General features: G+C 60.6%; 22 protein-coding genes, 1 tRNA gene and 1 pseudogene. 10 read left to right on the top strand and 14 right to left on the bottom strand.

The window, feature by feature from the left end; translation table 11 throughout:
* Positions 1-154: 154 nt before the first annotated feature.
* Positions 155-1,060, top strand: a complete 906-nt coding sequence (locus IB244_RS24025; RefSeq protein WP_025659470.1) for a hydrogen peroxide-inducible genes activator — start codon at positions 155-157, stop codon at positions 1,058-1,060.
* Here the strand turns inward: IB244_RS24025 and IB244_RS24020 are convergent, their stop codons facing one another.
* From IB244_RS24020 to IB244_RS24010, 3 genes are all read right to left on the bottom strand, one after another.
* Positions 1,061-1,936 carry a dienelactone hydrolase family protein gene (locus IB244_RS24020; protein ID WP_192305924.1) on the bottom strand — a complete coding sequence of 292 codons (876 nt, stop codon included), beginning with the start codon at positions 1,934-1,936 and terminating at the stop codon, positions 1,061-1,063.
* 98 nt (positions 1,937-2,034) lie between these two features.
* A complete protein-coding gene (locus IB244_RS24015) occupies positions 2,035-2,457 on the bottom strand; it encodes an MAPEG family protein (protein ID WP_169681252.1) in 423 nt (140 codons plus the stop codon).
* 105 nt (positions 2,458-2,562) lie between these two features.
* Positions 2,563-3,318: an SDR family oxidoreductase gene (locus IB244_RS24010; protein ID WP_062376003.1), complete on the bottom strand. Its 756-nt coding sequence runs from the start codon at positions 3,316-3,318 to the stop codon at positions 2,563-2,565.
* Between the two features lie 95 nt (positions 3,319-3,413).
* On the opposite strand from IB244_RS24010, the gene IB244_RS24005 reads away from it, so the two are divergent.
* On the top strand, positions 3,414-4,331 hold the full coding sequence (locus tag IB244_RS24005; protein ID WP_018856883.1) for a LysR family transcriptional regulator: 918 nt from the start codon (positions 3,414-3,416) through the stop codon (positions 4,329-4,331).
* A gap of 1 nt (position 4,332) precedes the next feature.
* On the opposite strand, the gene IB244_RS24000 is transcribed toward IB244_RS24005, so the two are convergent.
* The 3 genes from IB244_RS24000 to IB244_RS23990 all read right to left on the bottom strand — a co-directional run bounded on the left by IB244_RS24000 (position 4,333) and on the right by IB244_RS23990 (position 7,548).
* A complete protein-coding gene (locus tag IB244_RS24000) occupies positions 4,333-4,893 on the bottom strand; it encodes a hypothetical protein (RefSeq protein ID WP_192305922.1) in 561 nt (186 codons plus the stop codon).
* Positions 4,894-4,895: 2 nt separating this feature from the next.
* The gene (gene guaB / locus IB244_RS23995; RefSeq protein ID WP_018856881.1) at positions 4,896-6,380 is read right to left on the bottom strand and encodes an IMP dehydrogenase; all 1,485 of its coding nucleotides are present in this window, start codon (positions 6,378-6,380) and stop codon (positions 4,896-4,898) included.
* Between the two features lie 178 nt (positions 6,381-6,558).
* Positions 6,559-7,548 (bottom strand): MBL fold metallo-hydrolase, encoded by a 990-nt coding sequence (locus tag IB244_RS23990; RefSeq protein ID WP_192305920.1) that lies wholly within the window; start codon positions 7,546-7,548, stop codon positions 6,559-6,561.
* Between the two features lie 251 nt (positions 7,549-7,799).
* Here IB244_RS23990 and IB244_RS23985 point away from each other — a divergent pair, with 251 nt between their 5' ends.
* Complete coding sequence (locus IB244_RS23985) at positions 7,800-9,224, top strand: DHA2 family efflux MFS transporter permease subunit (RefSeq protein WP_113470019.1); 1,425 nt, start codon at positions 7,800-7,802, stop codon at positions 9,222-9,224.
* 3 nt (positions 9,225-9,227) lie between these two features.
* Here IB244_RS23985 and IB244_RS23980 read toward each other — a convergent pair whose 3' ends face one another.
* The 3 genes from IB244_RS23980 to IB244_RS23970 are packed head-to-tail and all read right to left on the bottom strand — an operon-like array spanning position 9,228 to position 11,935.
* Positions 9,228-9,611, bottom strand: coding sequence for a VOC family protein (locus IB244_RS23980; protein ID WP_018856878.1), 384 nt, complete (start codon positions 9,609-9,611; stop codon positions 9,228-9,230).
* Between the two features lie 59 nt (positions 9,612-9,670).
* Positions 9,671-10,390 carry an RlmE family RNA methyltransferase gene (locus IB244_RS23975; RefSeq protein ID WP_018856877.1) on the bottom strand — a complete coding sequence of 240 codons (720 nt, stop codon included), beginning with the start codon at positions 10,388-10,390 and terminating at the stop codon, positions 9,671-9,673.
* 9 nt (positions 10,391-10,399) lie between these two features.
* Positions 10,400-11,935, bottom strand: a complete 1,536-nt coding sequence (locus tag IB244_RS23970) for a Ppx/GppA phosphatase family protein (RefSeq protein WP_025659477.1) — start codon at positions 11,933-11,935, stop codon at positions 10,400-10,402.
* A gap of 256 nt (positions 11,936-12,191) precedes the next feature.
* On the opposite strand from IB244_RS23970, the gene IB244_RS23965 reads away from it, so the two are divergent.
* The 5 genes and pseudogenes from IB244_RS23965 (at position 12,192) to IB244_RS23950 (ending at position 14,933) form a co-directional block, all read left to right on the top strand.
* Positions 12,192-12,265 (top strand) — tRNA-Gln (locus IB244_RS23965).
* Positions 12,266-12,594: 329 nt separating this feature from the next.
* The gene (locus IB244_RS32500) at positions 12,595-12,771 is read left to right on the top strand and encodes a hypothetical protein (RefSeq protein WP_245271653.1); all 177 of its coding nucleotides are present in this window, start codon (positions 12,595-12,597) and stop codon (positions 12,769-12,771) included.
* A 223-nt stretch (positions 12,772-12,994) separates the two neighbouring features.
* Positions 12,995-13,093 (top strand): annotated as a pseudogene (locus tag IB244_RS33215) (LysR family transcriptional regulator); the annotation flags it as partial.
* 1,012 nt (positions 13,094-14,105) lie between these two features.
* The gene (locus tag IB244_RS23955) at positions 14,106-14,243 is read left to right on the top strand and encodes a hypothetical protein (protein ID WP_162716094.1); all 138 of its coding nucleotides are present in this window, start codon (positions 14,106-14,108) and stop codon (positions 14,241-14,243) included.
* 471 nt (positions 14,244-14,714) lie between these two features.
* On the top strand, positions 14,715-14,933 hold the full coding sequence (locus tag IB244_RS23950) for a DUF982 domain-containing protein (RefSeq protein ID WP_025659479.1): 219 nt from the start codon (positions 14,715-14,717) through the stop codon (positions 14,931-14,933).
* Positions 14,934-15,075: 142 nt separating this feature from the next.
* On the opposite strand, the gene IB244_RS23945 is transcribed toward IB244_RS23950, so the two are convergent.
* The 5 genes from IB244_RS23945 to IB244_RS23925 all read right to left on the bottom strand — a co-directional run bounded on the left by IB244_RS23945 (position 15,076) and on the right by IB244_RS23925 (position 19,395).
* On the bottom strand, positions 15,076-15,708 hold the full coding sequence (locus IB244_RS23945) for a hypothetical protein (RefSeq protein WP_192305918.1): 633 nt from the start codon (positions 15,706-15,708) through the stop codon (positions 15,076-15,078).
* 29 nt (positions 15,709-15,737) lie between these two features.
* Positions 15,738-17,132, bottom strand: a complete 1,395-nt coding sequence (locus IB244_RS23940) for a selenium-binding family protein (RefSeq protein WP_169681240.1) — start codon at positions 17,130-17,132, stop codon at positions 15,738-15,740.
* 233 nt (positions 17,133-17,365) lie between these two features.
* Positions 17,366-18,151: an anti-sigma factor family protein gene (locus IB244_RS23935; protein WP_192305916.1), complete on the bottom strand. Its 786-nt coding sequence runs from the start codon at positions 18,149-18,151 to the stop codon at positions 17,366-17,368.
* Positions 18,148-18,753 carry an RNA polymerase sigma factor gene (locus IB244_RS23930; protein ID WP_025659483.1) on the bottom strand — a complete coding sequence of 202 codons (606 nt, stop codon included), beginning with the start codon at positions 18,751-18,753 and terminating at the stop codon, positions 18,148-18,150. The genes IB244_RS23935 and IB244_RS23930 overlap by 4 nt, the downstream gene beginning before the upstream one ends.
* Before the next feature lie 51 nt (positions 18,754-18,804).
* On the bottom strand, positions 18,805-19,395 hold the full coding sequence (locus tag IB244_RS23925) for a tetratricopeptide repeat protein (protein WP_018856866.1): 591 nt from the start codon (positions 19,393-19,395) through the stop codon (positions 18,805-18,807).
* Positions 19,396-19,559: 164 nt separating this feature from the next.
* Here IB244_RS23925 and IB244_RS23920 point away from each other — a divergent pair, with 164 nt between their 5' ends.
* Both IB244_RS23920 and IB244_RS23915 read left to right on the top strand, forming a co-directional pair.
* Positions 19,560-20,612 (top strand): type III polyketide synthase, encoded by a 1,053-nt coding sequence (locus tag IB244_RS23920; RefSeq protein WP_018856865.1) that lies wholly within the window; start codon positions 19,560-19,562, stop codon positions 20,610-20,612.
* A complete protein-coding gene (locus IB244_RS23915) occupies positions 20,609-21,112 on the top strand; it encodes an isoprenylcysteine carboxyl methyltransferase family protein (RefSeq protein ID WP_192305913.1) in 504 nt (167 codons plus the stop codon). The genes IB244_RS23920 and IB244_RS23915 overlap by 4 nt, the downstream gene beginning before the upstream one ends.
* The last annotated feature ends 23 nt before the right edge of the window (positions 21,113-21,135 follow it).

The raw sequence follows: 21,135 nt of genomic DNA, 5'->3' as shown, positions 1-21,135 counted from the left end.
CGCGCACCGATTCGCGCACGCTACATGTGCCTCAAGTGCCCTCAAATCGGCGGCCACTCAGATGCCACCTGAAGAGCGGCCTTGCTCGTAATTCCATTGACCTTCGATAATCTCAAGTCGTACTTAATGAGATTATCGATTGGAAGAGATTATCATGCTGACCTTACGACAGATGCGTTATTTCGATGCGCTGGCAACGACGCGCCATTTCGGCAGGGCCGCCGAAATGGTCCACATCAGCCAGCCGGCGCTGTCGACCCAGATCATGGAAATGGAAGAATATCTCGGCGCCAAGCTAGTCGAGCGAACGCGGCAGAGCACGATCCTGACGCCGAAAGGCGAAGAGGTTCTGCACTATGTCCGCGCCATCCTGCATCAGGTCGACCTGCTCGAGCAGACGGCCCGAAAGGGCGAAGGCACGCTCGAAGGTCTGATCCGCATCGGAATTATTCCGACAGTCGCGCCCTACCTCGTCCCTCAGTTCGTTCCGCATCTGCGCAAGACTTACCCCAGCGTTGAGGTGGAACTTCGGGAGGCGGTCACCGATCGGTTGATGGCGGACCTCCTGACGGGAAAGCTCGATGCCGTGATCGCGGCCTTGCCGCTCGATATCGAAGGCATCCAGACGCGACCGCTCTTCACCGACCGCTTCTTCATGGCCGTAGCGGACAACGGCGAGGCGGTGCTGATGTCGCCGCTCACCGAGCATGAAGTAAATGTCGATCGCCTGCTACTGCTCGAGGAAGGACATTGCCTGCGCGATCAGGCCCTTGCCGTCTGCAGCGCCGGCAAGCGCAGCCTCGTCAACTTTGGTGCGACCTCAATGGCGACGCTGCTGCAGATGGTGTCGCATGATATGGGCATGACGCTCATTCCCGAGATCGCCATTCCGACGGAGACCAGCCGCAATTCGATCCGCATCGTGCCCTTTACCGATCCACAGCCGTCGCGCGAGATCTGCCTTGCCTGGCGTCGCAGCAACCATCGTGGCAAGGAGATGGAGGCGCTGGCAGAGGCGATCATCGCTGTCGCCCCTGCGCCGCGCGAGCTGGCGGCCTGATCAGGCCAGGTTCTTCTTCAGGAATTCGACAGTCCTGCTCCAAGCGAGGTCGGCCGCCTTCTTGTCGTAGCGAGCCGCCGACGTGTCATTGTTGAAGGCGTGGTTGACGCCGTCATAGACGAAGATCTGGAAGTCCTTGCCATTGTCCTGCAGCGCCTTCTTGTAGGCGTCGATGCCGGCATTGATACGGTCGTCGAGGCCGGCGTAATGCAGCATCAGCGCAGCCTTGATACCAGGCACATCGGCCGCCTTCGGCTGGGCGCCGTAATAGGCAACACCCGCCTTCAGGTCCGGCGAGGCAACAGCGAAATCGTTAACCAGCCCGCCACCCCAGCAGAAACCGATCACGCCGACCTTGCCATTGGAATTGTCGAGTTTGCTCAGATATGTAAGCGTCGCCTCCGCGTTCGCCACCGTGGCGGGTCGGTCGAGCGTGCTGAACATCTCGCGGGCCTTGTCCTCATTCTCCGGCGTGCCGCCCTGAGGCGAGAGGAAGTCTGGCGCCAGCGCGATGAAGCCCTCCAGCGCCATGCGGCGCGCGACATCGCGGATGTGCGGGTTCAGACCGCGGTTCTCGTGGATAACAATCACGGCGCCGAGTTTTCCCGATGCATCCTTGGGTTCGACGAGGTAACCTTTCATCTCACCAGCTCCACCGGGATAGGTGACGTCCTTGGCCACCACCCGCGTGTCGTCGGCGGTGATCATTTCGGCGCTTGCCTTGTTGGCCGCAAGCATCGGTGCGATGACAGCGGCTGCGCCGGCGGAACCGGCCAGTTTCGTCAGCTTGTCCATGAAGTTGCGGCGATCGAGTGTCAGATGCGTGTATTCGTCGTAGGCGTTGATCATCGCCTGCGTGATTTCCGGCTTGTTCATTTGAGGCCTCCCGTTCCCTACCTGTCGGCTTTCGCCTGTCGGGGAAGATAGGTCAGCGGCCAGTAACGCAGGAACAAAACTGCGTTACTTCAAGTCGCTCAACCGTTCGCGAATGCCATCCAGGCGGCAAGCCACATCCACATGGCGCCGAGCACCACATAGCCGCAGGCGAAGAGCGGGCTGCGATAACGCAGATTGTTGCTGGTCACGTGGATGAAGGCGTGCAGATAGCGCGTTGCGACAAAGATCCAGGCAAGAACAACGGCGACGAGGTTATCGGCTTCCGTCATGTAAAGAAGGACGCAACAGGCGTAGAAAAGCACCGGCAACTCGAACTGGTTGGCGAGGCAATGCTTGACGACAAGGCCTTCCGCTGGCTCGTCGCGATTTTCCCGGTAGTTCGATCGCCGGATCTTGCCCCCCCGAACCAGCTTTTGCCGGCGGTACGAGAGAAGCATGTAGAGGAAATAGACTAGGGCTACGTGGGCAATAATGGGCCAGAACATCTCGTAGCCGGTCATGCTGTCTCTTCCTTGCGGTTTTTCCGTTTGATTTCCACGCTGTAGAGGAAAACAACCGACGCCGCAAATGCCCGTCGCGATTGTGCGACGGGCATGGCTGCTGCATCAGACCTGGGCGATGCCGCCATCGGCGAAGAGTTCTGCGCCAGAGACGAAGCTCGATTCATCCGAAGCCAGGAACAGAGCTGCGGAGGCGATTTCTTCGGCGCGACCGACGCGGCCCATCGGAACCTGCGAACTGAGATAGTCGAGAAGGCCCTGCTGGTCAGCCTTGTCCTTGCCTGCGAGTTCGACCAGGCCGGTCGTTTCCGTCGGGCCGGGGCTAAGCGTGTTGACGCGGATGCCGCGGTCCTTGAGATCGAGGATCCAGTTGCGCGCGAAGTTGCGGATCGCCGCCTTCGAGGCAGCGTAGACGCTGAAAGCGGGCGTGCCCGTCGCACCGGCCGTCGAGCCCGTCAGAATAACCGACGAGCCGTTACCGAGCAGCGGCAGTGCCGTTTGCACGGTAAAGAGCACGCCCTTGACGTTGCGGTTGAACGTGTCGTCAAACTGTTCTTCGGTGATTTGACCGAGCGGCGCGAACGAGCCCCCGCCTGCGTTGACGAAGAGCACGTCGATGCGGCCGGCCTCTTCCTTCACGCGATTGAACAGACGATCGAGATCGGCCTGCTTGGCGGAGTCGGCCTGGATGCCGATGACGTTGCCGCCGATCTCGTCGACGGCCGCGGCGAGCACATCTGCGCGGCGGCCGGTGATGAAGAGGCGAGCGCCTTCGGCGACGAAACGCTTCGCCGTGGCGAGACCGATGCCCGACGTGGCGCCGGTTATCACTGCAATCTTGCCATTCAATTTCTGAGTCATTGTCGTCGTCTCCTTTTGTTCGACTGAGCAGAAGATATGGACGCGCCGATCGTTTCGAAATAGAAAGGAATGAAAACCATTGTTGCAAATACGAAATGATGAAGCTGCCAGACTTCGAAGGCCTCGCGATGTTTGCCAAAGTGGCGGAGGAGCGATCGTTCGCCCGCGCGGCAAAGACGCTGGGTATTTCCGTAGCAACCGTTTCGCGCGGCGTCGCACGCCTGGAACAGAGACTGGGCGCCCGGCTGTTCAATCGGACATCGCGCCAACTGTCGCTGACGGAATTCGGCCTCCGTCTCGCCGAGCGCGCGTCGCGGATCTACTCCGATGCGGAGGAGATCGAGAATGCGGCGCTCGAGCTGTCGAGTCGTCCCCGCGGTCTGATCCGGCTGGCAGCGCCAATGACGTTCGGCGTGCATTGGATTGCACCGATCCTGCCCGAGTTCTTTGAACTCTACCCCGACATCAGCATCGATCTTCACATGAGCGACGCGAGCGTCGATCTCGTGGGGGAAGGTTTCGATGCTGCGCTTCGTATCGCGGTTTTGCCGGACTCGTCCCTAATTGCCCGTCGGCTCGCGCCGGTTAAGCCGTTCATTCTGGCGTCGCCTGCCTATCTCGAGAAATACGGATGTCCTGAGCATCCTCGAGAGCTGGCCGCGCATCACTGCCTCGGCTATGCCTATCGGCCACGCCAGGACATATGGCGGCTGACGAATAAGGCAGGCGAGGAGGAATTCGTCACCCCAACCGGCCCACTTCGGGCGACCAATTCGGAAGCATTGATCCCAATGGCGTTGCGCGGCCTCGGCATCTGCGAGCTGCCGGAGTTCATGGCCAGCGAATATCTAGCTGACGGGCGCTTGAAGGCGATCTTGACCGATTGGAGCCTGCCCAGCGGGGCACTTTATTTTGTCACGCCGTCCGCACGCGCACGACCGGCAAAGGTCGAAGTATTATCGGAGTTCATGGCGGCTCGCCTTTCCAATCCGCCATGGCGGTGGCCGCGGTAAGCTACTGCTCGCCCTCTTCGCCGCGCATCGCACGAACGACAGCGAAGCGGATGATGACGACGAGGCAGATGGCGAGGCTTGCGAATTTCAGCCGTGTCATCCACGGCAACAACTGCGCGGCCTGATCCGCCCAGGCACTGTCCCCGAAGGCGATCAAGCTGGAGACATTCTCGCCGTAGTCGGCGAGGCCATAGATGAAGGGGAGCGCATAGATCAGCTTGGCGAAGAACGGCCGAATCGGGCGGTTGAAGTATGAGCCGCCGGGTCTCAGCTTGATCAAGACCAGCAAGAGGAGTGCCGTCAGAAGTGCCGGAAAGATCAGCTCGGGACCAGCGTACATGGCCCGCAACAGATTGTTGGCAATCTCGTTCTCGCCGAGGAGCCGCTGCATCTGGCCGACGGTCAATTCGTCATAACCGGCGAAATAGATATCGAGAACGGCTTGCCCGGTTTCGTGCTTGAAGGGGACAACAAAGCCGAACGTCGTCCACGCAAGCACGCCAAGGCAGATAGCCGCGAGCAGCGCAATAATCCAGAGCGGAATACGGCTGCCCGCGTTCATTTTCAGCCGCCGGAGCCCGGATAGTTGGGGCTCTCGCGGGTGATCGTCACATCGTGAGGGTGGCTTTCGCGAAGGCCGGCGCCGGAGATGCGCACGAAGGTCGCGCGCTCCTGGAAGTCCTTGATGTCCTTGCCGCCGACATAGCCCATGGCTGCCTTGAGGCCGCCTGCAAGCTGATGCAGGACGCCCGAAACCGGGCCCTTGTAGGGAACTTGGCCTTCGATGCCCTCGGGCACGAGCTTCAGCGTATCGCGCACTTCCGCCTGGAAGTAGCGGTCTGCCGAGCCGCGCGCCATGGCGCCGACGGAACCCATGCCGCGATAGGCTTTGAAGGAACGGCCCTGGTAGAGATAGACTTCACCCGGGCTCTCATCGGTGCCGGCGAGCAGCGAACCGATCATGACAGCGGAAGCGCCGGATGCGATCGCCTTGGCGACGTCACCCGAGAACTTGATGCCACCGTCGGCGATGACAGGGATATCCTGCGCCCGTGCTGCCTCAACCGCCGACATGATGGCTGCGAGCTGCGGAACGCCGACACCGGCGACGATGCGCGTCGTGCAGATCGAGCCCGGGCCAATACCGACCTTGACGGCATCGGCACCTGCATCGATCAGCGCCTTGGTGCCGTCAGATGTCGCGACGTTGCCGGCCATGACGCGGACGGAGTTGGACAGCTTCTTTACTCGTCCGACGGCATTGAGAACGCCCTGCGAATGACCATGCGCGGTATCGACGACGAGAAGATCGACGCCTGCCTCGATCAGGCGTTCGGCGCGCTCGAAACCATCGTCACCGACGCCGACAGCGGCAGCGGCGCGAAGGCGGCCCTGCGCATCCTTGGATGCGTTCGGGTTGAGCTGCGACTTTTCAATGTCCTTGACGGTAATGAGACCGACGCAGCGGCCTTCTCCGTCGACCACCAGCAGCTTCTCAATGCGATGCGCATGAAGCAGACGCTTGGCTTCCTGCTGGTCGACGCTTTCCTTGACCGTGACGAGATTCTCGCGCGTCATCAACTCGTAGATCTTCTGCTTCGGATCGGAGGCGAAGCGAACATCGCGGTTGGTCAGAATACCGACGAGACGGCCGGACTTTTCAACGACCGGGATGCCCGAGATGCTGTAAGTCTTCATCAGCCCGAGCGCATCGGCGAGCGTCGCGTCGGGACCGATCGTAACCGGGTTGACGACCATGCCGCTTTCGAACTTCTTGACCTGGCGGACCTGTTCGGCCTGCTCGGCCGGCGTCAGGTTCTTGTGGATCACGCCAAGGCCACCGGCCTGAGCCATGGCGATGGCAAGGCGGCTTTCCGTGACGGTGTCCATGGCCGAAGAGATGATCGGGATATTCAGCTCGAAGTCAGTGGCGATGCGCGTTGCAACGCTCGTCTGACCGGGCAGGACCTCGGAATGACCGGGCTGCAGGAGCACGTCATCGAAGGTGAGTGCATCCAAACCGGTTGGCGTTTCTATGATGCGAGCCATGGCCAATTTCCTTCAATTAAGAAAAATGCAACGCCTCCCGGAACGAATCGTCCGCACCGGCAGTGTGCAAGGGTTGCTTTGGAAGTTGGCGAGGGCTGGTAACACGTCTATGACAGGAAGTGAATAGCAAAAAGCCCGACGTGTTCGCCGGGCTTGGTATGGCTGCCATGCAGCGGTCTCACAGGTCGAACTGATAGGTCTTCGGAACGAAGCGATATCCGTCGTCGTGTGCCTCGACAAAGCCGACGGCGGGGAACGGCATGTGGTAGCCTAGGAAGGCAATCTTGTCGGCCGCGATCATGCCGAAGACCTTGCGGCGCGTTGCTGCTGCCTGCGCCTTGTCCATATCGAAACGAACCTCCCAATCCGGCTTCTGCAGCGACAGAATATAGTGATTGGCGGTGTCGCCCGTTGCCACGAGGCGCTTACCCTCGGATTCGATGTGGAAAACCATGTGGCCCTGCGTGTGGCCCGGCGCCAGCATTGCGGTGATGCCGCTTGCAACGGTGCCGCCATCGCCGATTAACGTCGCTTTCTCGGCAAGCGGCACGACGTTGGCGAGAACTGTCTTGTGACCGCCTTCGGCGGCTGTGCCTTCACGCGCTTTGTCCGTCCAGAAATCGTATTCGATCTGGCCGATGACGTAACGCGCGTTCTTGAAGGCCGGTGCGCCCCCTTCCATCAGGCCGCCGATATGATCGCCATGCAGATGGGTCAGCGCGACCAGCGTGATGTCGTCGGGCGAATAGCCGGCAGCCTTGAGCCCATCGCGAAGCAGCCCGCTGCCGCGGGCGCGACCGCCTTCGCCAAAACCCGTATCGACAAGGATGACATCCGATCCCGTGTCGATCAGCGTCGGTGCGTAAGTATTGACGAACTTGTCGGTCGGCAGGAAATTCCTCGCAAGCAGCTCCTGAACCGTTTCCGGCTTCTGGTTGGTTCCGAAGGTTTCATAGGGCTTTTCGGCAATCGTGGCGCCGTCCTTGAAGACGGTAAATTTGTAGGAGCCGAGTTTAAACTGATTGAACTGGGGCTGCGGCGTCGCATCCATCTTGGTCTTGTCTCCACTTACGGCCATAGCGGCCGTCTCTTTCAAAATCATCGGCGTCGCCAGCAGGCTGATGCCCGCAGCAAGCAAAGTGCGCCGTTTCATCCCCGGTAGTGCCATATCCCGCCTCCCAATAGCGTGCAGCATCACTGCCGCATACCCCCAAATGACCAACAGCCGCCGCGTTTGTTGCACCCGACCAAAACAAGCATATGTCAATCTTGGCCGTTGAATTTGCTGAGCAAGCGGTCTCACGCAGACGTGATGCAAACGTGCTTCGGAAGCGGAATGAAGGGTTGGCAGAGCCTGTCGCGAGGACTACAGAGCACGGGCCTCCACCGCCTTCGCAAGACCTTCAAGGCATTTCGCGTATGAACCGCATCGTTCCGCTGATCCTCGCCGTTGCTCTCTTCATGGAGCAGATGGACTCCACCGTCATATCGACCGCCCTGCCCGCCATCGCCAACGATCTCCACGTCGGGCCGATCACGCTGAAGCTGGCACTGACCTCCTACATGGTGTCGCTTGCGGTCTTCATTCCGATCAGCGGCTGGATGGCGGACCGGTTTGGCGCCAAGCGCATTTTCCGCCTGGCCATCTGCGTCTTCGTCGTCGGGTCGATCTTCTGCGCAATCTCGTCCGGCCTGATCGAGTTCGTCATTGCGCGCTTCCTGCAGGGCATGGGCGGGGCGATGATGACGCCGGTTGGCCGCCTTGTGCTTCTGCGAACGACGAAGCGAAGCGAGCTTGTCTCGGCGATGGCCTTGCTGACCATCCCGGCGCTCGTCGGACCGTTGGCCGGACCGCCGTTAGGCGGCTTCATCACCACCTATTTCACCTGGCACTGGATCTTCCTGATCAACGTGCCGGTCGGCATTGTCGGCGTCTGGCTGGCAACGATTTTCCTGCCGGAGGTTGAGGCGACGGCGCCGCCGAAGCTGGATTTCACCGGCTTTTTGCTGACATCGTTTTCGGCCGCCGGCGTCGTCTTCGGCCTTTCCGTCGTCAGCCTCCCGGCCTTGCCGCCCGTTATCGGCATCATGGCGACGGCAATCGGCCTCGTCTGCGGTTTTCTCTATGTGCGCCATGCCAAACGGCATCCAGCGCCGATCCTCAATCTGAACCTCTTCCGCAATCCGACGTTCCGCGCATCGACAACCGGCGGCACGCTGTTTCGCATCTGTATCGGCGCCATGCCCTTCCTGACGCCGCTGATGCTGCAGCTCGGCTTCGGCCTGACGCCGTTCCAATCGGGTCTCATCACTTTTGCCGGCGCGATCGGGGCGATCACGACCAAGTTCATGGCGCGTCGCGTTTTCGCGGCTGCCGGCTTCCGCACCACACTGCTTTCGGCAGCAGGGGTGACGACCGTGGTTACGGTCGCGACCGGCTTCTTCACGCCACAGACGCCACATCTCGTCATCATCGCCATTCTTTTGGTCGGCGGCTTCTCGCGCTCGTTCTTCTTTACCGGCGTCAATGCGCTGGCCTTTGCCGACATCGACGATGCACAGGCGAGCCAGGCAACGTCGATGAGCTCGGTGATGCAGCAGATCAGCCTGGCGCTTGGCGTCGCGGTTGCCGCAGCAATCCTTGAAACATCGATCCATTTCCGCGGCGAGGCGCTGCAGGTGGCCGACTTCCACGTCGCCTTCTACGTGATCGCGATCCTGACTGTCGTGGCGACCATCCCGTTCATCCGGATGGACAGGAGCGCCGGCGCGCTTGTTTCCGGCCACCGTGCGAAGCGCATCACCCCGGCGACGATCGAGGCGGAACAACAGGCCGTGAAGTAAGGCCTATTCCGGAGTCTCGCAGACGGCGCTCAGCTTGTTGCCATCCGGATCGCGCACATAGGCGGCATAGAAATTGGCATGGAACGGCCGCAATCCGGGGGCGCCTTCGTCTACGCCGCCCGCGGCAAGGGCTGCGGCATGAAACGCATCGACGTCCGCACGGCGCTCGGCATGAAGCGCGACCATCGAGCCGTTGCCAGTTGATGCCCGCCTGCGGTTGAACGGGGTTACGATCCAGAGCCGGCATCGGGTGTCGCCATCTGCGGCGTAGCCGATTTCCTCTTCGGAGTAGCGCTGGCGGCGATAGCCGAGCAGCGGCAGAACGATATCGTAAAACCGCCGCGCTTCATCAATGTCGTTGGTTCCGAGGGTGACGTATAGGAGCATGGTACCCGGGCATTCCAAGTCTTGGGAGACCGGATCATCACCCGAGACCAGCCCAAAGATCAAGCTTCGGTGACATCGGGCTCCATCTGGCGGCCCTTGAAGCCTTTCGCCAGCAGGAACATCTCCACGGATTCGGCCCGCGACGACGGCGGCTTGACGTGGACAACCTGCTTGAAATGCCGCTTCAGCATGTTGAGAAGATCGCGTTCGGTGCCTCCCTGGAAGGTCTTTGCCAGGAAGTGGCCACCCTCCCCCAGCACTTCGATGGCAAAGTGTGCCGCCACTTCGCAGAGATGCATGGTGCGCAAATGGTCGGTACGGTGGTGGCCGGTCGTGGGGGCTGCCATGTCCGAGATCACCAGATCAGGCGTGCCGCCGACGGCCTCGATCAACTGTGCCGGCGCTGACGGATCGAGGAAGTCCAGCTGCAGGATCTTCACGCCCGGCAGCTGATCCATCTCCAGGAAGTCGATCGCCGCCACACGGATATCCTCATCCGTCGAGCCCGTGACCTTGGCAGCGATCTGCGACCAGCTTCCCGGTGCGGCACCCAGATCGATGATGCGGCGGGCGCCCTTCAGGATGCCGTGCTTCTCGTCGATCTCGAGCAGCTTGAAGGCGGCACGAGCGCGATAGCCCTCGAGCTGGGCGCGCTGCACATAGGGATCGTTGATGTGGCGCTGCAGCCATTGCCGCGACGACGCCTTCATCTTCTTGTTCTTGACGCGCTGGCCGAGTTTGCGGCCGGTGCGGCTACCCGCAATCGTTGGCTTCGCCATGCTTGTCCCCTATTTGCCGCGCTGGCCGCGGCGGTTGCGGTGGCGCCGCCAGACGCCGTCGTCCGCCATCATGTCCGTGAGCAGGCCTTCCCTCAAGCCGCGATCGGCAACCCGCATGCGCGGGCTCGGCCAGCGGCGGCGGATCGCCTCCAGAATCGCGCAGCCGGCGAGCACCAGATCGGCGCGATCCGGTCCGATACAGGGATTGGCGGCCCGGCTTGCGAAATCCCACGACAGCAGCTTTGCCTGCATCGCCGAGACCTCGTCGTCCGAAAGCCAGATGCCGTCGACCTTGCGGCGGTCGTAGCGCGGCAGGTCGAGGTGGACGCCTGCGAGCGTCGTCACCGTTCCCGAGGTGCCGATGAGATGGAAATCATCCGCGTGACCGATGTCGATCGCAGGGCAATCGAAGTTGTCGAGCATGCCCGCCACTTCCACCACCATGCCCTCGAAAACATCCGGGGTGACATCGCGCCCGCCATGACGCTCCGATAGCGTGACGACGCCGACGGGAAGCGAGGTCCAGTGGGTGATGTGGTTTGCGAGGCGATTGAAGCGGTTGTCGCCGATACGAATGACCGCGATTTCGGAGGAGCCGCCGCCGATATCGAAGAGGACAACGGAGCGGGTCTCGCGTCCGACGAGCGACGAGCAGCCCGAGACGGCAAGCCGCGCTTCGGTCTCCCGATCGATAATCTCGAGTTCGAGGCCGGTCTCGGCAATGACGCGTTCGAGGAACACGGCCCCGTTGCTCGCCTGCCGGCAGGCCTCGGTCGCGATCAGCCGCATACGGCGGATTTCGCGGCTCTTCAGCTTGGAGGCGCAGACGCGGAGCGCATCGACGGCGCGATCCATCGCATCGTCGGAGAGGCGGCCGCTTGCCGCCAGTCCCTCGCCCAAGCGTACGATCCGGGAGAAGGCGTCGACAACGCGAAACTGACCCGGCCGCGTCGGTTGCGCGATCAGAAGACGGCAATTGTTGGTGCCGAGATCGAGAGCGGCGTAAAGCTCATCCGGCCACGGATATTCGTGGCTGCGCTGCCCTCCTTCGGACGGGCGTGCCCCACGATTATCGTTCTGGCCGGTTCGCAATTCGGCTGCCCCGGCCCGCCCGGCGGGCGCTGGCTGCTGCGGCTGGGCCGGACGTCCGGTCGGCTTTTCATGGACCAGTGGGCGTCCCTGGAGGCCGCGCTTGCCGCGATGCTTGCGGCGATTGCGGCGACTCGGCACCGATTCGCCGTCACCGCGAACAGCGTGCGTCGCGCTTAGGGCGTTTTCGTTGCTTGCCTGATGCTGTTGAACCGCTTCGCCTGGAGCGCCTGCGCCACGACGGCGACGCTTGCGCTTGCGCGCGACATTGTCGGCTTCAATTGGGCGCGCCGCCTCTCCGGCATCGCCGGACAGGACATGCTGAGCGGACTGGTTCGCATTGCGGGATTGCCCACCACGCTTGCCCTTGCGGCGCCTGGATTTCTTGCCATCCCTGCGCCCTGCCGCCGACGCCCCGTTACCTTGCGGCCTTTGGCCGCGTTCGGGGTCTTCCACGTTCTTTTTCCATCGCGCCGCGCAAGTCCAAAAGGTATGCAGCAGGCGCTCATTCGATTTTGCGTTGGCGCGAAGATACCAGCGCATGGCGAAATCACCAAATTCTTTTTGGCGTTAGCGAAATAGGTCCTCTCTTCGAGCTCAAAAGCCAGCGTAAAACCCCTGTTCATTTTTTTCGAAACAGGTATTTGCAATCCGCCAGCTTTTGTTTATAAGCGCCGCACACCAGCGGAGCCGCTTCGAGCGCCGCACCTGCTGGGGAATAGTTCAATGGTAGAACAGCGGACTCTGACTCCGTCGATCTTGGTTCGAATCCAGGTTCCCCAGCCAATTCTCCCTAAATGCCCTTAATTCCTTGATTTTCCGGTCCTGCCGGATATCGTTTTGGCATCATGCGCGACCTGATGCCCAGAGCTGTAGCACACAGGTGATGCCCGCCTAATGAGCGCGGGGGCGTCGCAGTGGCAGGCAAGGGCAACTATCCCATGGCGGTCCGCCACGACGTCCAGAACCTTATTCGCCGCGGCAACATCTTTTACCGGCGGGCGCGTGTTCCCAGTTCTTTCACGCGATGCCAGCCGGGCAGCCGGCTTTCATTGAGCCTTCATTGTTCGGACCATAAAAAGGCTCAAGCAGTCGGTCGGAAGCTCAACACGCTCATGGCCGAGCTGAAGATGAACTCGAAGGAACCGATGTCCAAGGCGCAGCTCCAAAAGCTTTGCGAACATGAACGCGACGTGATGCGCTTGCATCTTGAAGACGTCTCGATCGCCGCAAGACGCAACGGCCGTCCCGCCGACATCGAAGTGCTGGAGCTCCATCTGGAGAATGGCTGAGCTGACAAGCTGCTCGCGGCTCGACAACGGGGTATCTGCATCTCATATCTTTGCGATCAGATCGAACTATCTAGAGCTGCTCCATGAGGCGAACACTCGCGGCTTCCAGGATGGCATCCGAATGCTGATGCACCGGTCTGCAGCCCGTCGGCGCCCGTTCGTTTCGAACCATCTCTGCCTTTCCTTCTATCCGCCATCAGCGATCATTACGTATGAAAGCCCGACCACGCTTGGCCGGCGCCGAATTCTCGATATCGCTGTTGCCCCGGCGATCGGTGCCGCCGCAGTTGCACCGTTCCTTGACGACGCGCTCAGCAAGCTTTCCTACTCCGCCAAGGTCGGTCATGACCTGTCGTAGGACCTGCGCGCAGGGTTCGTCTTTCGCAGTGAGCCTCAAGACGTCGACCAGCGAAGCAGCCAACAAAAAAGGCCGGGGCGAAACCGCACCGACCTTCCTCACATCGCTACTCATACCAGTGCCAGTACATCCGTGGTCAAAAGTAGAAAGCGATTGCGGCAAATTGCGAGCGGCAGACATATTCCAGCGCTCATCAGCAATGCCGATGAAAGGCATATAGGCACTCGCTGCATGAAACGCAAGCGCAATTTTTGGTTTTATTCTCGAAGTCTGATAAAAACAAAAATTGCACGAATTGCGTTGCATCCGGAGCCACGCTCAGGCATGCTCGCTTCTTCAGCAGCCAATGTCACGGGCGCTGCTGCATCAAGGGCTCACAGCCCTCGCCCCAAATTGAAGGAGGACCGAAGTGTCTTCCGAATTCGGTTATGTCTTACATTCCAGGGACCTTACTATGCTGCAACGCATCTTGGATGCGGCTGGATACAGTGCTGCCAATAGTGTTGCTCATCCTGAGCGATACAACATCGCAGCCAAGCTACTTTTCGAACGTTTCCAACATGGGATGACCTCCCCCGACGACCTATCCAGGGAACTGGAAAGGCATTTTGGCCGGGTGATTTCGGCAATATCTCCACCAAGCTTCGAGCGGACACGCGCCTCCATTCAGGGACGGCCTCCCCGGTAGAAATTTCCTGGAGCTGTAGGACTCTCCGCCTTCCCGATGTAGCGGGCCGATAGCATGGAACAACGCGTCAAGGCGGGGATTGAGGGAGTGGATCGCACGGGTGAGGACTGTTTCTCCCTCATGTCTTACGCTGGCTAACTGTGTGATCCACTATTCTCGAATGTGGAATCGGAGACCCTGTGTCGGTACCGAGCTGGCTAGTCTTAGTCGTTGTGAACGCAACCGCGTGCTGCTTCCTGTTGCATCTCCAGAAGAAGACCTTGATATGCTTTTTTGCGAATTGGCCTGGTGACGAACGGCCGCGCCTTCTTCTCGGCAATGCAGGCCTACGCTGGTACGATGACGGAAACAGTCACTCAGGGAGACGCGCAGTCCGCATTTCTCGCAGCGGCTCTTGACGCAGAGGCAGTGTTCCGGATGGCCTAACTCCTTACTGTGAGGATGGTCGTGTCTTCGCCATGAAGATCCCGAGATCACTGATCTCCATCACGTTGTTGTTTAGACCAAGAAGCGTGCCGCCCGCGCTTTGGTTTCGCCGTCGGTGCGGGCGCGCAAGCCTCACGTTCCAGACGGAGGAGCTTCAGCCGCTCCGTCTTCTTGGAAGCCCAAGAAGGAAAAGGCGGCCGCCGACAAAGGCGGCCCGCCCATTTAAAGTTCTCAGCCGAAGGCCAGCCAAAGCGCCCCAAAGAAGAATTGAGGTTCGGAAGGGCGATCGGCATCTGTATCGGTCGCCTTATCGTCGCCCAAGAAACACCGATCCGTTCCTGTTTGAGGCACTTGGCGACCTGCCATCCATTTCTTCCCTTTGATTGCCTGCTGCGAATACCCATCTATCTGAAGGCGGAACGAGTACTCGATGGCGCCGATAACGGACCCTCACATGATTGGAGTGTGGCCATGCTGGTACACCGATGGGAAACACCTCTCGTGCTGGGAGACAACCGCATTCGTATTGTCGTCGGCTCCCCGGAGGAGGCATTGACCTGGCTCGTCCATGAACCGAACCAGAGTGCGGCCAAGTGGCAACGAGCCTGGAAGGCCTGCCGAGCGGTCGTTGAAGGTCGGATGAAAACGGAAGACGCCAAGTCCGCCGTTCAGCTCGCGGCCACGCGCTAAGTCGTTCGAGTGCACCAATTTCGGTGATCCGGTCCTCAGGCGGCTGCCGGGTCGAGGTCTTGGCTGCTGCCTCTGCTTGATACAAGCTGGACGGCTGCGCGTTTGGTCCTTACTGGTGCGCGTGTGCCAGGTCTACTCGCTTTCACCTGATGATCAGCAGCCCGACACCGGTGGCGAACAGAACCCCCGTCCACAGCAAGTCGACGTTGATCCAGGCACTGCGCAATATTTCGAGCCCGACCCAGCGATAAACCGTCAGCGCAATGAGGCTTGTGACCGCCAACATTGCGAGCGTGTGGACGCCGACTGCGGCAATCGCCATGGCGGCGGAACCGGCGCCGCCAACATTCGGCAATGGCGGCTGGGTCAGACAGAGGGGCATCAGGGCGGGCAGGATCATGAGGCCGGCGCCATGGGCCGTGGCCATCAGGAACGACCAGAGCACAAGGCCGGCGAGTCCAGTCCGCAAGCCGACGCGAACGCGGCGACTGTGCCCGAAGACTTGATGGCAGATCGCCCAGGCAACGAGCGTCACGCCGGTGGCCATGCGCACAGCATCCTGGTTCACGAAAAGGCCGGCGGCGACTACAGTTCCGGCCACCAACGCGATGGAGACAGCATGCCCGAGGGCAATGGCGGGTACGGCCTGAACCACCGCCGTGAAACTCTGCCGGTGAACGCCGAGCGCAACGGCAAACAGCCACCCCATCGCGGGATTGAGACCGTGAAAGGCGCCCAGTCCCGCCAGCAGCATCCAGGGCCAGAGCTCGTTCATCGGCGCCTCGTTTGCCTGATGTCGTTTCCCTAGGGATAACAATAGGAATCCGACGAGCAGTCTCCACCTTGCAGGCGGACCTGATGCGGACGGTGTGACTTGGGCCATTCGACGAAGAATTTCTCGTCGAAGGCAATGCCACCTTCCGGCTTCGCATCGAGCTTCACCATCCAGCCCGTTATGCCATCGGGATAGAACTGCTCATCGATCGCCCCGTAAAGCGAGTTGGTGAAGTAGATGCGACGACCATCGCGGCTGATCTCGACCATCTGCGGGCCCCCGTTCAGCGCGCCATTCTCGGCCCCTGGGTGCGACGCACGCGAAACGATACCGCCAATGCGGACCTTGCCGGTCAGCTTCGGTTTGAACGGATCTGATACATCGTACTGAAGGAGATCGCCGGTTCCCCAGCAGGACACGTAGAGAAATCTGTCATCCATCGAGAGATCGATGTCGGTGACAAGCGGCGGCACGGCCTTGAAACCCTTGAGCATTGGCGGCAGTTGGTCGGCATCGGCGGGCTCCGCCGGAATGTCGATCACCTTTGTCACCCCCCATTTTTCACCGTCACGGTGCCAGACCCAAATCGAGGAGGAGAGATCCTCTAGGCTGAGCACGCAGTTGACAAAGCCATAGGCTTTCGTCGGGTCGTGCGCGGGCCTGAGCTCGAATACGAGCTGGTACTTGTCGCCGAAATCGATCGTCTGCAGGTGCTTGCGCGTGTGCAGATCCCAGAAATGTAGACGGCGTCCGTATTTCGCGCCGAGCAGGATGTCGGGGACGAGCCCGTTTTCGAAGGTATCGGGCGTGCCCCACTCGCTGGTAACGAGCGTGTCGTGGCCAAGGTGCCACCATACGTCATAGGAGAGCTGTTGCTCTCCCCGATCTATCTCCCACTGTCCGCGGACCTCGAAAGTCCTGTGATCAATCAGAAAAATCCCGCCTGGGGCCTTGCCTTCGGCATTGCCCAACGCGGCCACATAGATGCCCTCGGGGCCGCAATGGATGGTGTGCGGCCGGGAATAGCCGGCTCGTTCGGCCACGTCCGCGGGCTCAATCACCTTGACGATCTGAGGATTTTTGCCGTCCGGCTTGGTGTCGATGATATGGATTCGGGAAGATTTCAGTCCCGGCACGACCAGATAGCGGCGTTCAGCGTGCGGGTGCGGCGCGTTTGGGCACAGACAGGACGAACAGGCATTCCAGCCGAAATGATGCAGTTCGTCACCGACATTAGGCATCGCGAGCTTGTTTATGATCTGCCCGTAACTGGCCGATGTCGGATCGACATCGACGACAGCAAGTTCATCGGGAACCGCTCGCGTTGGATCGAAGGCGACGACATAGGCAAACGTCTCGGGCGCCGCCTTCATGGCCATGCGTGGCGACGGATAAAAGCTCGGATCAGGTTTCCACGTTTCCATGTGAATTGCTCCTGGCTAGCGTGTGCTGAACAGTGAAAAATGCTCGCTAAATGCTTGCCGACAGCCGACTCACGCTGCGGATGGGGCGGGTCCAAGGACGTTCAAGGGATACCAATTCGAACCGGCCACGCGAGCCGTAGAGGTCATCCTCCCCACGCAACTATCTCAAAAAATCGCGGGATTGGGCAGTCCTTTTTTTCATAGCCGCTCTCGCCGCCACTCCGCCTCAGACCTCATGCAGTCCTTTTGCGGACATCCTCCGCCAGTTCCTGCATCCGGTCGATCGGAATGCGTCCGATCAGCATGAAGGCGTGCGTTTCGTTCGACCAGTAGACGACATTCATGCCGCGTCGGCCTTCGACGTCGGGATCCTGCTTTCCGACGTCCGAGCGAACGATGCAGAGTGCCAGCGGCCCCGTCTCCGGGTCCAGATAGGCAATCTGTGCGAGCGGCTTTTCGTCGTATTGCAGCAATTGGGCGCGCTTGAACTCGACGCCGGGCAGCGACACCGCTTCGGGTGACAGGGAGATGCCAAGTTTGTCGACGAGCCTGGCGAGCTGGGCTGCCTGCGCTTCGCCTGACGGCGACGGGCCGGCCAGGGTATCGACAGTGTAGAGGGCGAGGTATTCGGCAACAACGGCGCGCCATTCGGTGCTTTCATCAGGAGCATCAACGCGATTGCGGATGCTGATGAAGGCCCGGTCAGCCACAATTCCGGCGACGAGGCAGGCTGCAAGCGCACCAAGGAAACCGCGGCGACCGAAGCGTTCGGGAGCCGGCTTCGCGTCGGCCGGCGTACCGAGCAAGGTGTCGAGCCTTGCCTTCGGAGCTTCGGCAAGCAGCGGCTCGAAGGCTTGCTTGAAGGGGAGACTGCTCCGCGACAACAACTCCAGCCTCGCGGCCGCACGCGCGTTCGAGTCGAGAAGCGCCTTGATGCGCGAGACCTCCGTATCCGACAGCTCACCGTCGATATAGGCCGTCAACTCCTCATCGGAGAGGATTTGGTTCTTGTCGTTCATGTAACCCCCTCTCCCGAGACACTGGCGGCTATCTTGGCGCGCGCGGCGGCAAGGCGGCTCATCACGGTGCCGATCGGGATATCCAATACGCTTGCGACCTCCTTGTAGGAAAGGCCTTCCACATAGGCGAGAAAGACCGCTGCACGCTGCGCATCCGGCAGCGCATTGACCAGCCGCAGAACCTGGTTTGCCATGAGATGGGTTTCCGCGTCGCGGGCGCCATCGACAACAAGGGCCTCGTCTGCATCGACGAAGCCCTGACCGAGGCGCACGCGTTGCGACCGGATCTCGTTCAACCAAATGGAATGAAGGATGGAGAACAGCCAGCGGTCCAGCCGCGTTCCCGTCTCGAACTGCTCGACGCGCTCCAGAGCGCGAACACAGGTCTGTTGCACGAGATCGTCGGCAACGTCGCGGCGATGCGAGAGCACAAGGCCATAGCGCCACAGCCGCAGCAGATTGTCCGCCAGGCCACTTTTGATATCGGCTTCGCTTGCGATGAGAGCCTCCGCCACGATTTTTCCTTCCAAAGCCGCCGGTTGCACCGACGGCTCTGGTACTGCGCGACTATAGGCAGGAAATGTGGTGTACGCGACCGGCATTGGAAGGTTCCTATTCAACCGTGGTTGCGCATTCCCGCTGTTCTTCAATGGTCAAGGCTTGAGGATCGCTTCGTTCAGATCGCGATACGCCTCGCAATCGGTGCCGCAGATCGTTTTGATTGTTTCCAGCTGCTCCTTGGCAAGATCGAGCCGACCCTTGATGACGTAGGCTTCGCCGAGATATTCACGAACCTGCGCGTATTTGGGATCAAGCTCAACGGACTTCAGGTAGTAGGAAATGCCTTCATCCGTGCGGCCGAGCTTGCGGGTGGCGTAGCCGCGATAGTTCAGAGCCTCGGCGGTATTCGGATCCTTCAGCGTATCGAGTATGGCGAGCGCTTCTTCATAGCGTCCGGCCTTTGCCAGCGAATAGGCGTAGTCCGTGCGGTTTTCTTCCGTCACGTTGGCGCTGCTCTGTTTGACGCACCTCTTCGTCCTCTTGTCGTACATCTGGCCCTTCTTGCAGGTCGGCATGGTGCTTTCGCTGCTCCTCCCTCCGGAGCCGCTGGACCCGCTGGATCCGCTACTGCTGCCGCCGCTGCTGCTGCCGCCGCCAATCGAAAATGCGGGCGTGGAGAGTGCAAACGCGGCAATGCAGCCGCCGACCAGGATGGAAGCAATACGAACAGTCGCGATCGTCATGGGATATCTCCTACGAAAATGACGTTGGCGGCGAATGAACACCGTTGACTGGCACTTTATTCGATTGCGTGTTCTTCTTTTTTGCACCTTGCGATCTCGGTGCGGGCGAATAAATGCGGGCCTGACGTGTTAGCCGCTCACGCGCCGGGCAAAAGGAGCATCCCGTGAGTGATACCGTAAAACTGTTGAGTCTTGCCGTCGCGACGCCGGAGCACGTCATCACGCAAAAGGAGGCGGCGGAAACCTCTGCGCGCCTGTTTTCGTCCCGCTTCAAGGATTTTTCGCATTTGGCAAGCGTCTTCGAGAATGCCGGCATCAAGAGACGTTATGCCGCCCGTCCGCTGGAATGGTTCATCGAGCCGCACGGTTGGCAAGACAGAATGGAGGCTTATGGCGAAGTCGCGCGCAGCCTGTTTTTCGAGACGGCCACCCATGCACTCAAGCAGGCCGGTCTAAAGGGATGCGACGTCGACTGCATCGTCACCATCTCGTCCACGGGCATTGCTACACCGAGCCTCGATGCACAGCTCGCAGAGAAAATGGGCTTCCGCTCGGACATCGAACGCGTTCCCGTTTTCGGACTCGGCTGCGCAGCAGGTGTTTCCGGGTTCGCCATCGCCTCGCGATTTGCCCGCGATCGGCCGGGCGCAACGGTGCTTTTCGTGGCAATAGAACTTTGCACTCTGGCTTTCCGGCTGGACGAGCTGACGCGCGCAAACATCATCGCCACGGCACTTTTCGGCGATGGCGCGGCCGCGTGCATTCTCCGGGCGGGGCGAGAGGGTAAGGCCGAAGTCGAGTCGACGGGGGAGCATCTTTTCCCCGATACGCTCGGTATCATGGGCTGGAAGATCGACGACACCGGCTTCGGCGTGGTTCTCGCTCAATCGCTACCGCCCTTTGCCGAGACGGAACTCGGCCCGGCCGTCGACGGGATATTGGCGAGAAACGGTCTCTCTCGTCGCGATATAGGTCGCTTCATCTGCCATCCCGGCGGCGCGAGAGTGCTTATGGCCCTGGAGAGCGCGCTGTCGCTAGAATCGGGAACCCTGGATCACGAGCGCGCGGTGCTTGCGGAATACGGAAACATGTCCTCGCCGACGATCCTCTTCGTGCTGGAGCGCGCCTTGAAGGAGGGATTGCCGGAACGCAGCGCGATGGTCGCCCTAGGACCGGGTTTCTCCGCCAGCTGCGTGACCTTGAAGAGAGCGGCATGATGTGGCCCTCCCTTGCACTGCTCGCCTTCGTGACCGCACAGCGCCTCGCGGAACTCGCCTTTGCCCGCCACAATACGCGGGTGCTTCTAAACAGCGGCGCGAAAGAGGTCGCGCCGCAGCACTATCCTTTCATGGTAGCGCTGCACGGCTGTTGGATCGCCGGATTGTGGCTGCTGGCGATCGGTCGTCCGGTCGACGCAATCTGGTTTGCCGTCTTCATGGTTTTGCAGGCTGGCCGGCTCTGGGTCATCGGCACGCTCAAGGGGCGGTGGACAACACGCATCATCGTTCTCCCGGGCGCTCCGCTCGTCAGCAGCGGACCCTACCGATTCATGGCTCATCCGAACTATGTCATCGTGGCTGGCGAAATCGCCGTCCTTCCGCTTGCCTTCGGGATGCCCCTCTACGCGGCGACATTTTCAGTGCTGAACGCGGCCGTACTTTACGTCCGCATCAAAGCCGAAAACGAGGCACTCAGAACGACAATGTTTTTGAAATAAAACGACATTTTTCGTTTGCGTGC

Source organism: Rhizobium sp. RHZ02, from assembly GCF_014851575.1.
GTDB classification, from domain to species: Bacteria; Pseudomonadota; Alphaproteobacteria; order Rhizobiales; family Rhizobiaceae; genus Rhizobium; species Rhizobium altiplani.
Note: the sequence above shows the minus strand (reverse complement) of the source record. Positions and strands in the feature narration are given on the sequence as shown.

Excerpts from the sequence above, each read along its gene's own strand:
- IB244_RS24025 (WP_025659470.1), top strand. The coding sequence starts at position 155 with ATGCTGACCTTACGACAGATGCGTTATTTCGATGCGCTGGCAACGACG.
- IB244_RS24020 (WP_192305924.1), bottom strand. The coding sequence starts at position 1,936 with ATGAACAAGCCGGAAATCACGCAGGCGATGATCAACGCCTACGACGAA.
- IB244_RS24015 (WP_169681252.1), bottom strand. The coding sequence starts at position 2,457 with ATGACCGGCTACGAGATGTTCTGGCCCATTATTGCCCACGTAGCCCTA.
- IB244_RS24010 (WP_062376003.1), bottom strand. The coding sequence starts at position 3,318 with ATGACTCAGAAATTGAATGGCAAGATTGCAGTGATAACCGGCGCCACG.
- IB244_RS24005 (WP_018856883.1), top strand. The coding sequence starts at position 3,414 with ATGATGAAGCTGCCAGACTTCGAAGGCCTCGCGATGTTTGCCAAAGTG.
- IB244_RS24000 (WP_192305922.1), bottom strand. The coding sequence starts at position 4,893 with ATGAACGCGGGCAGCCGTATTCCGCTCTGGATTATTGCGCTGCTCGCG.
- guaB (WP_018856881.1), bottom strand. The coding sequence starts at position 6,380 with ATGGCTCGCATCATAGAAACGCCAACCGGTTTGGATGCACTCACCTTC.
- IB244_RS23990 (WP_192305920.1), bottom strand. The coding sequence starts at position 7,548 with ATGGCACTACCGGGGATGAAACGGCGCACTTTGCTTGCTGCGGGCATC.
- IB244_RS23985 (WP_113470019.1), top strand. The coding sequence starts at position 7,800 with ATGAACCGCATCGTTCCGCTGATCCTCGCCGTTGCTCTCTTCATGGAG.
- IB244_RS23980 (WP_018856878.1), bottom strand. The coding sequence starts at position 9,611 with ATGCTCCTATACGTCACCCTCGGAACCAACGACATTGATGAAGCGCGG.
- IB244_RS23975 (WP_018856877.1), bottom strand. The coding sequence starts at position 10,390 with ATGGCGAAGCCAACGATTGCGGGTAGCCGCACCGGCCGCAAACTCGGC.
- IB244_RS32500 (WP_245271653.1), top strand. The coding sequence starts at position 12,595 with ATGGCCGAGCTGAAGATGAACTCGAAGGAACCGATGTCCAAGGCGCAG.
- IB244_RS23950 (WP_025659479.1), top strand. The coding sequence starts at position 14,715 with ATGCTGGTACACCGATGGGAAACACCTCTCGTGCTGGGAGACAACCGC.
- IB244_RS23945 (WP_192305918.1), bottom strand. The coding sequence starts at position 15,708 with ATGAACGAGCTCTGGCCCTGGATGCTGCTGGCGGGACTGGGCGCCTTT.
- IB244_RS23940 (WP_169681240.1), bottom strand. The coding sequence starts at position 17,132 with ATGGAAACGTGGAAACCTGATCCGAGCTTTTATCCGTCGCCACGCATG.
- IB244_RS23935 (WP_192305916.1), bottom strand. The coding sequence starts at position 18,151 with ATGAACGACAAGAACCAAATCCTCTCCGATGAGGAGTTGACGGCCTAT.
- IB244_RS23930 (WP_025659483.1), bottom strand. The coding sequence starts at position 18,753 with ATGCCGGTCGCGTACACCACATTTCCTGCCTATAGTCGCGCAGTACCA.
- IB244_RS23925 (WP_018856866.1), bottom strand. The coding sequence starts at position 19,395 with ATGACGATCGCGACTGTTCGTATTGCTTCCATCCTGGTCGGCGGCTGC.
- IB244_RS23915 (WP_192305913.1), top strand. The coding sequence starts at position 20,609 with ATGATGTGGCCCTCCCTTGCACTGCTCGCCTTCGTGACCGCACAGCGC.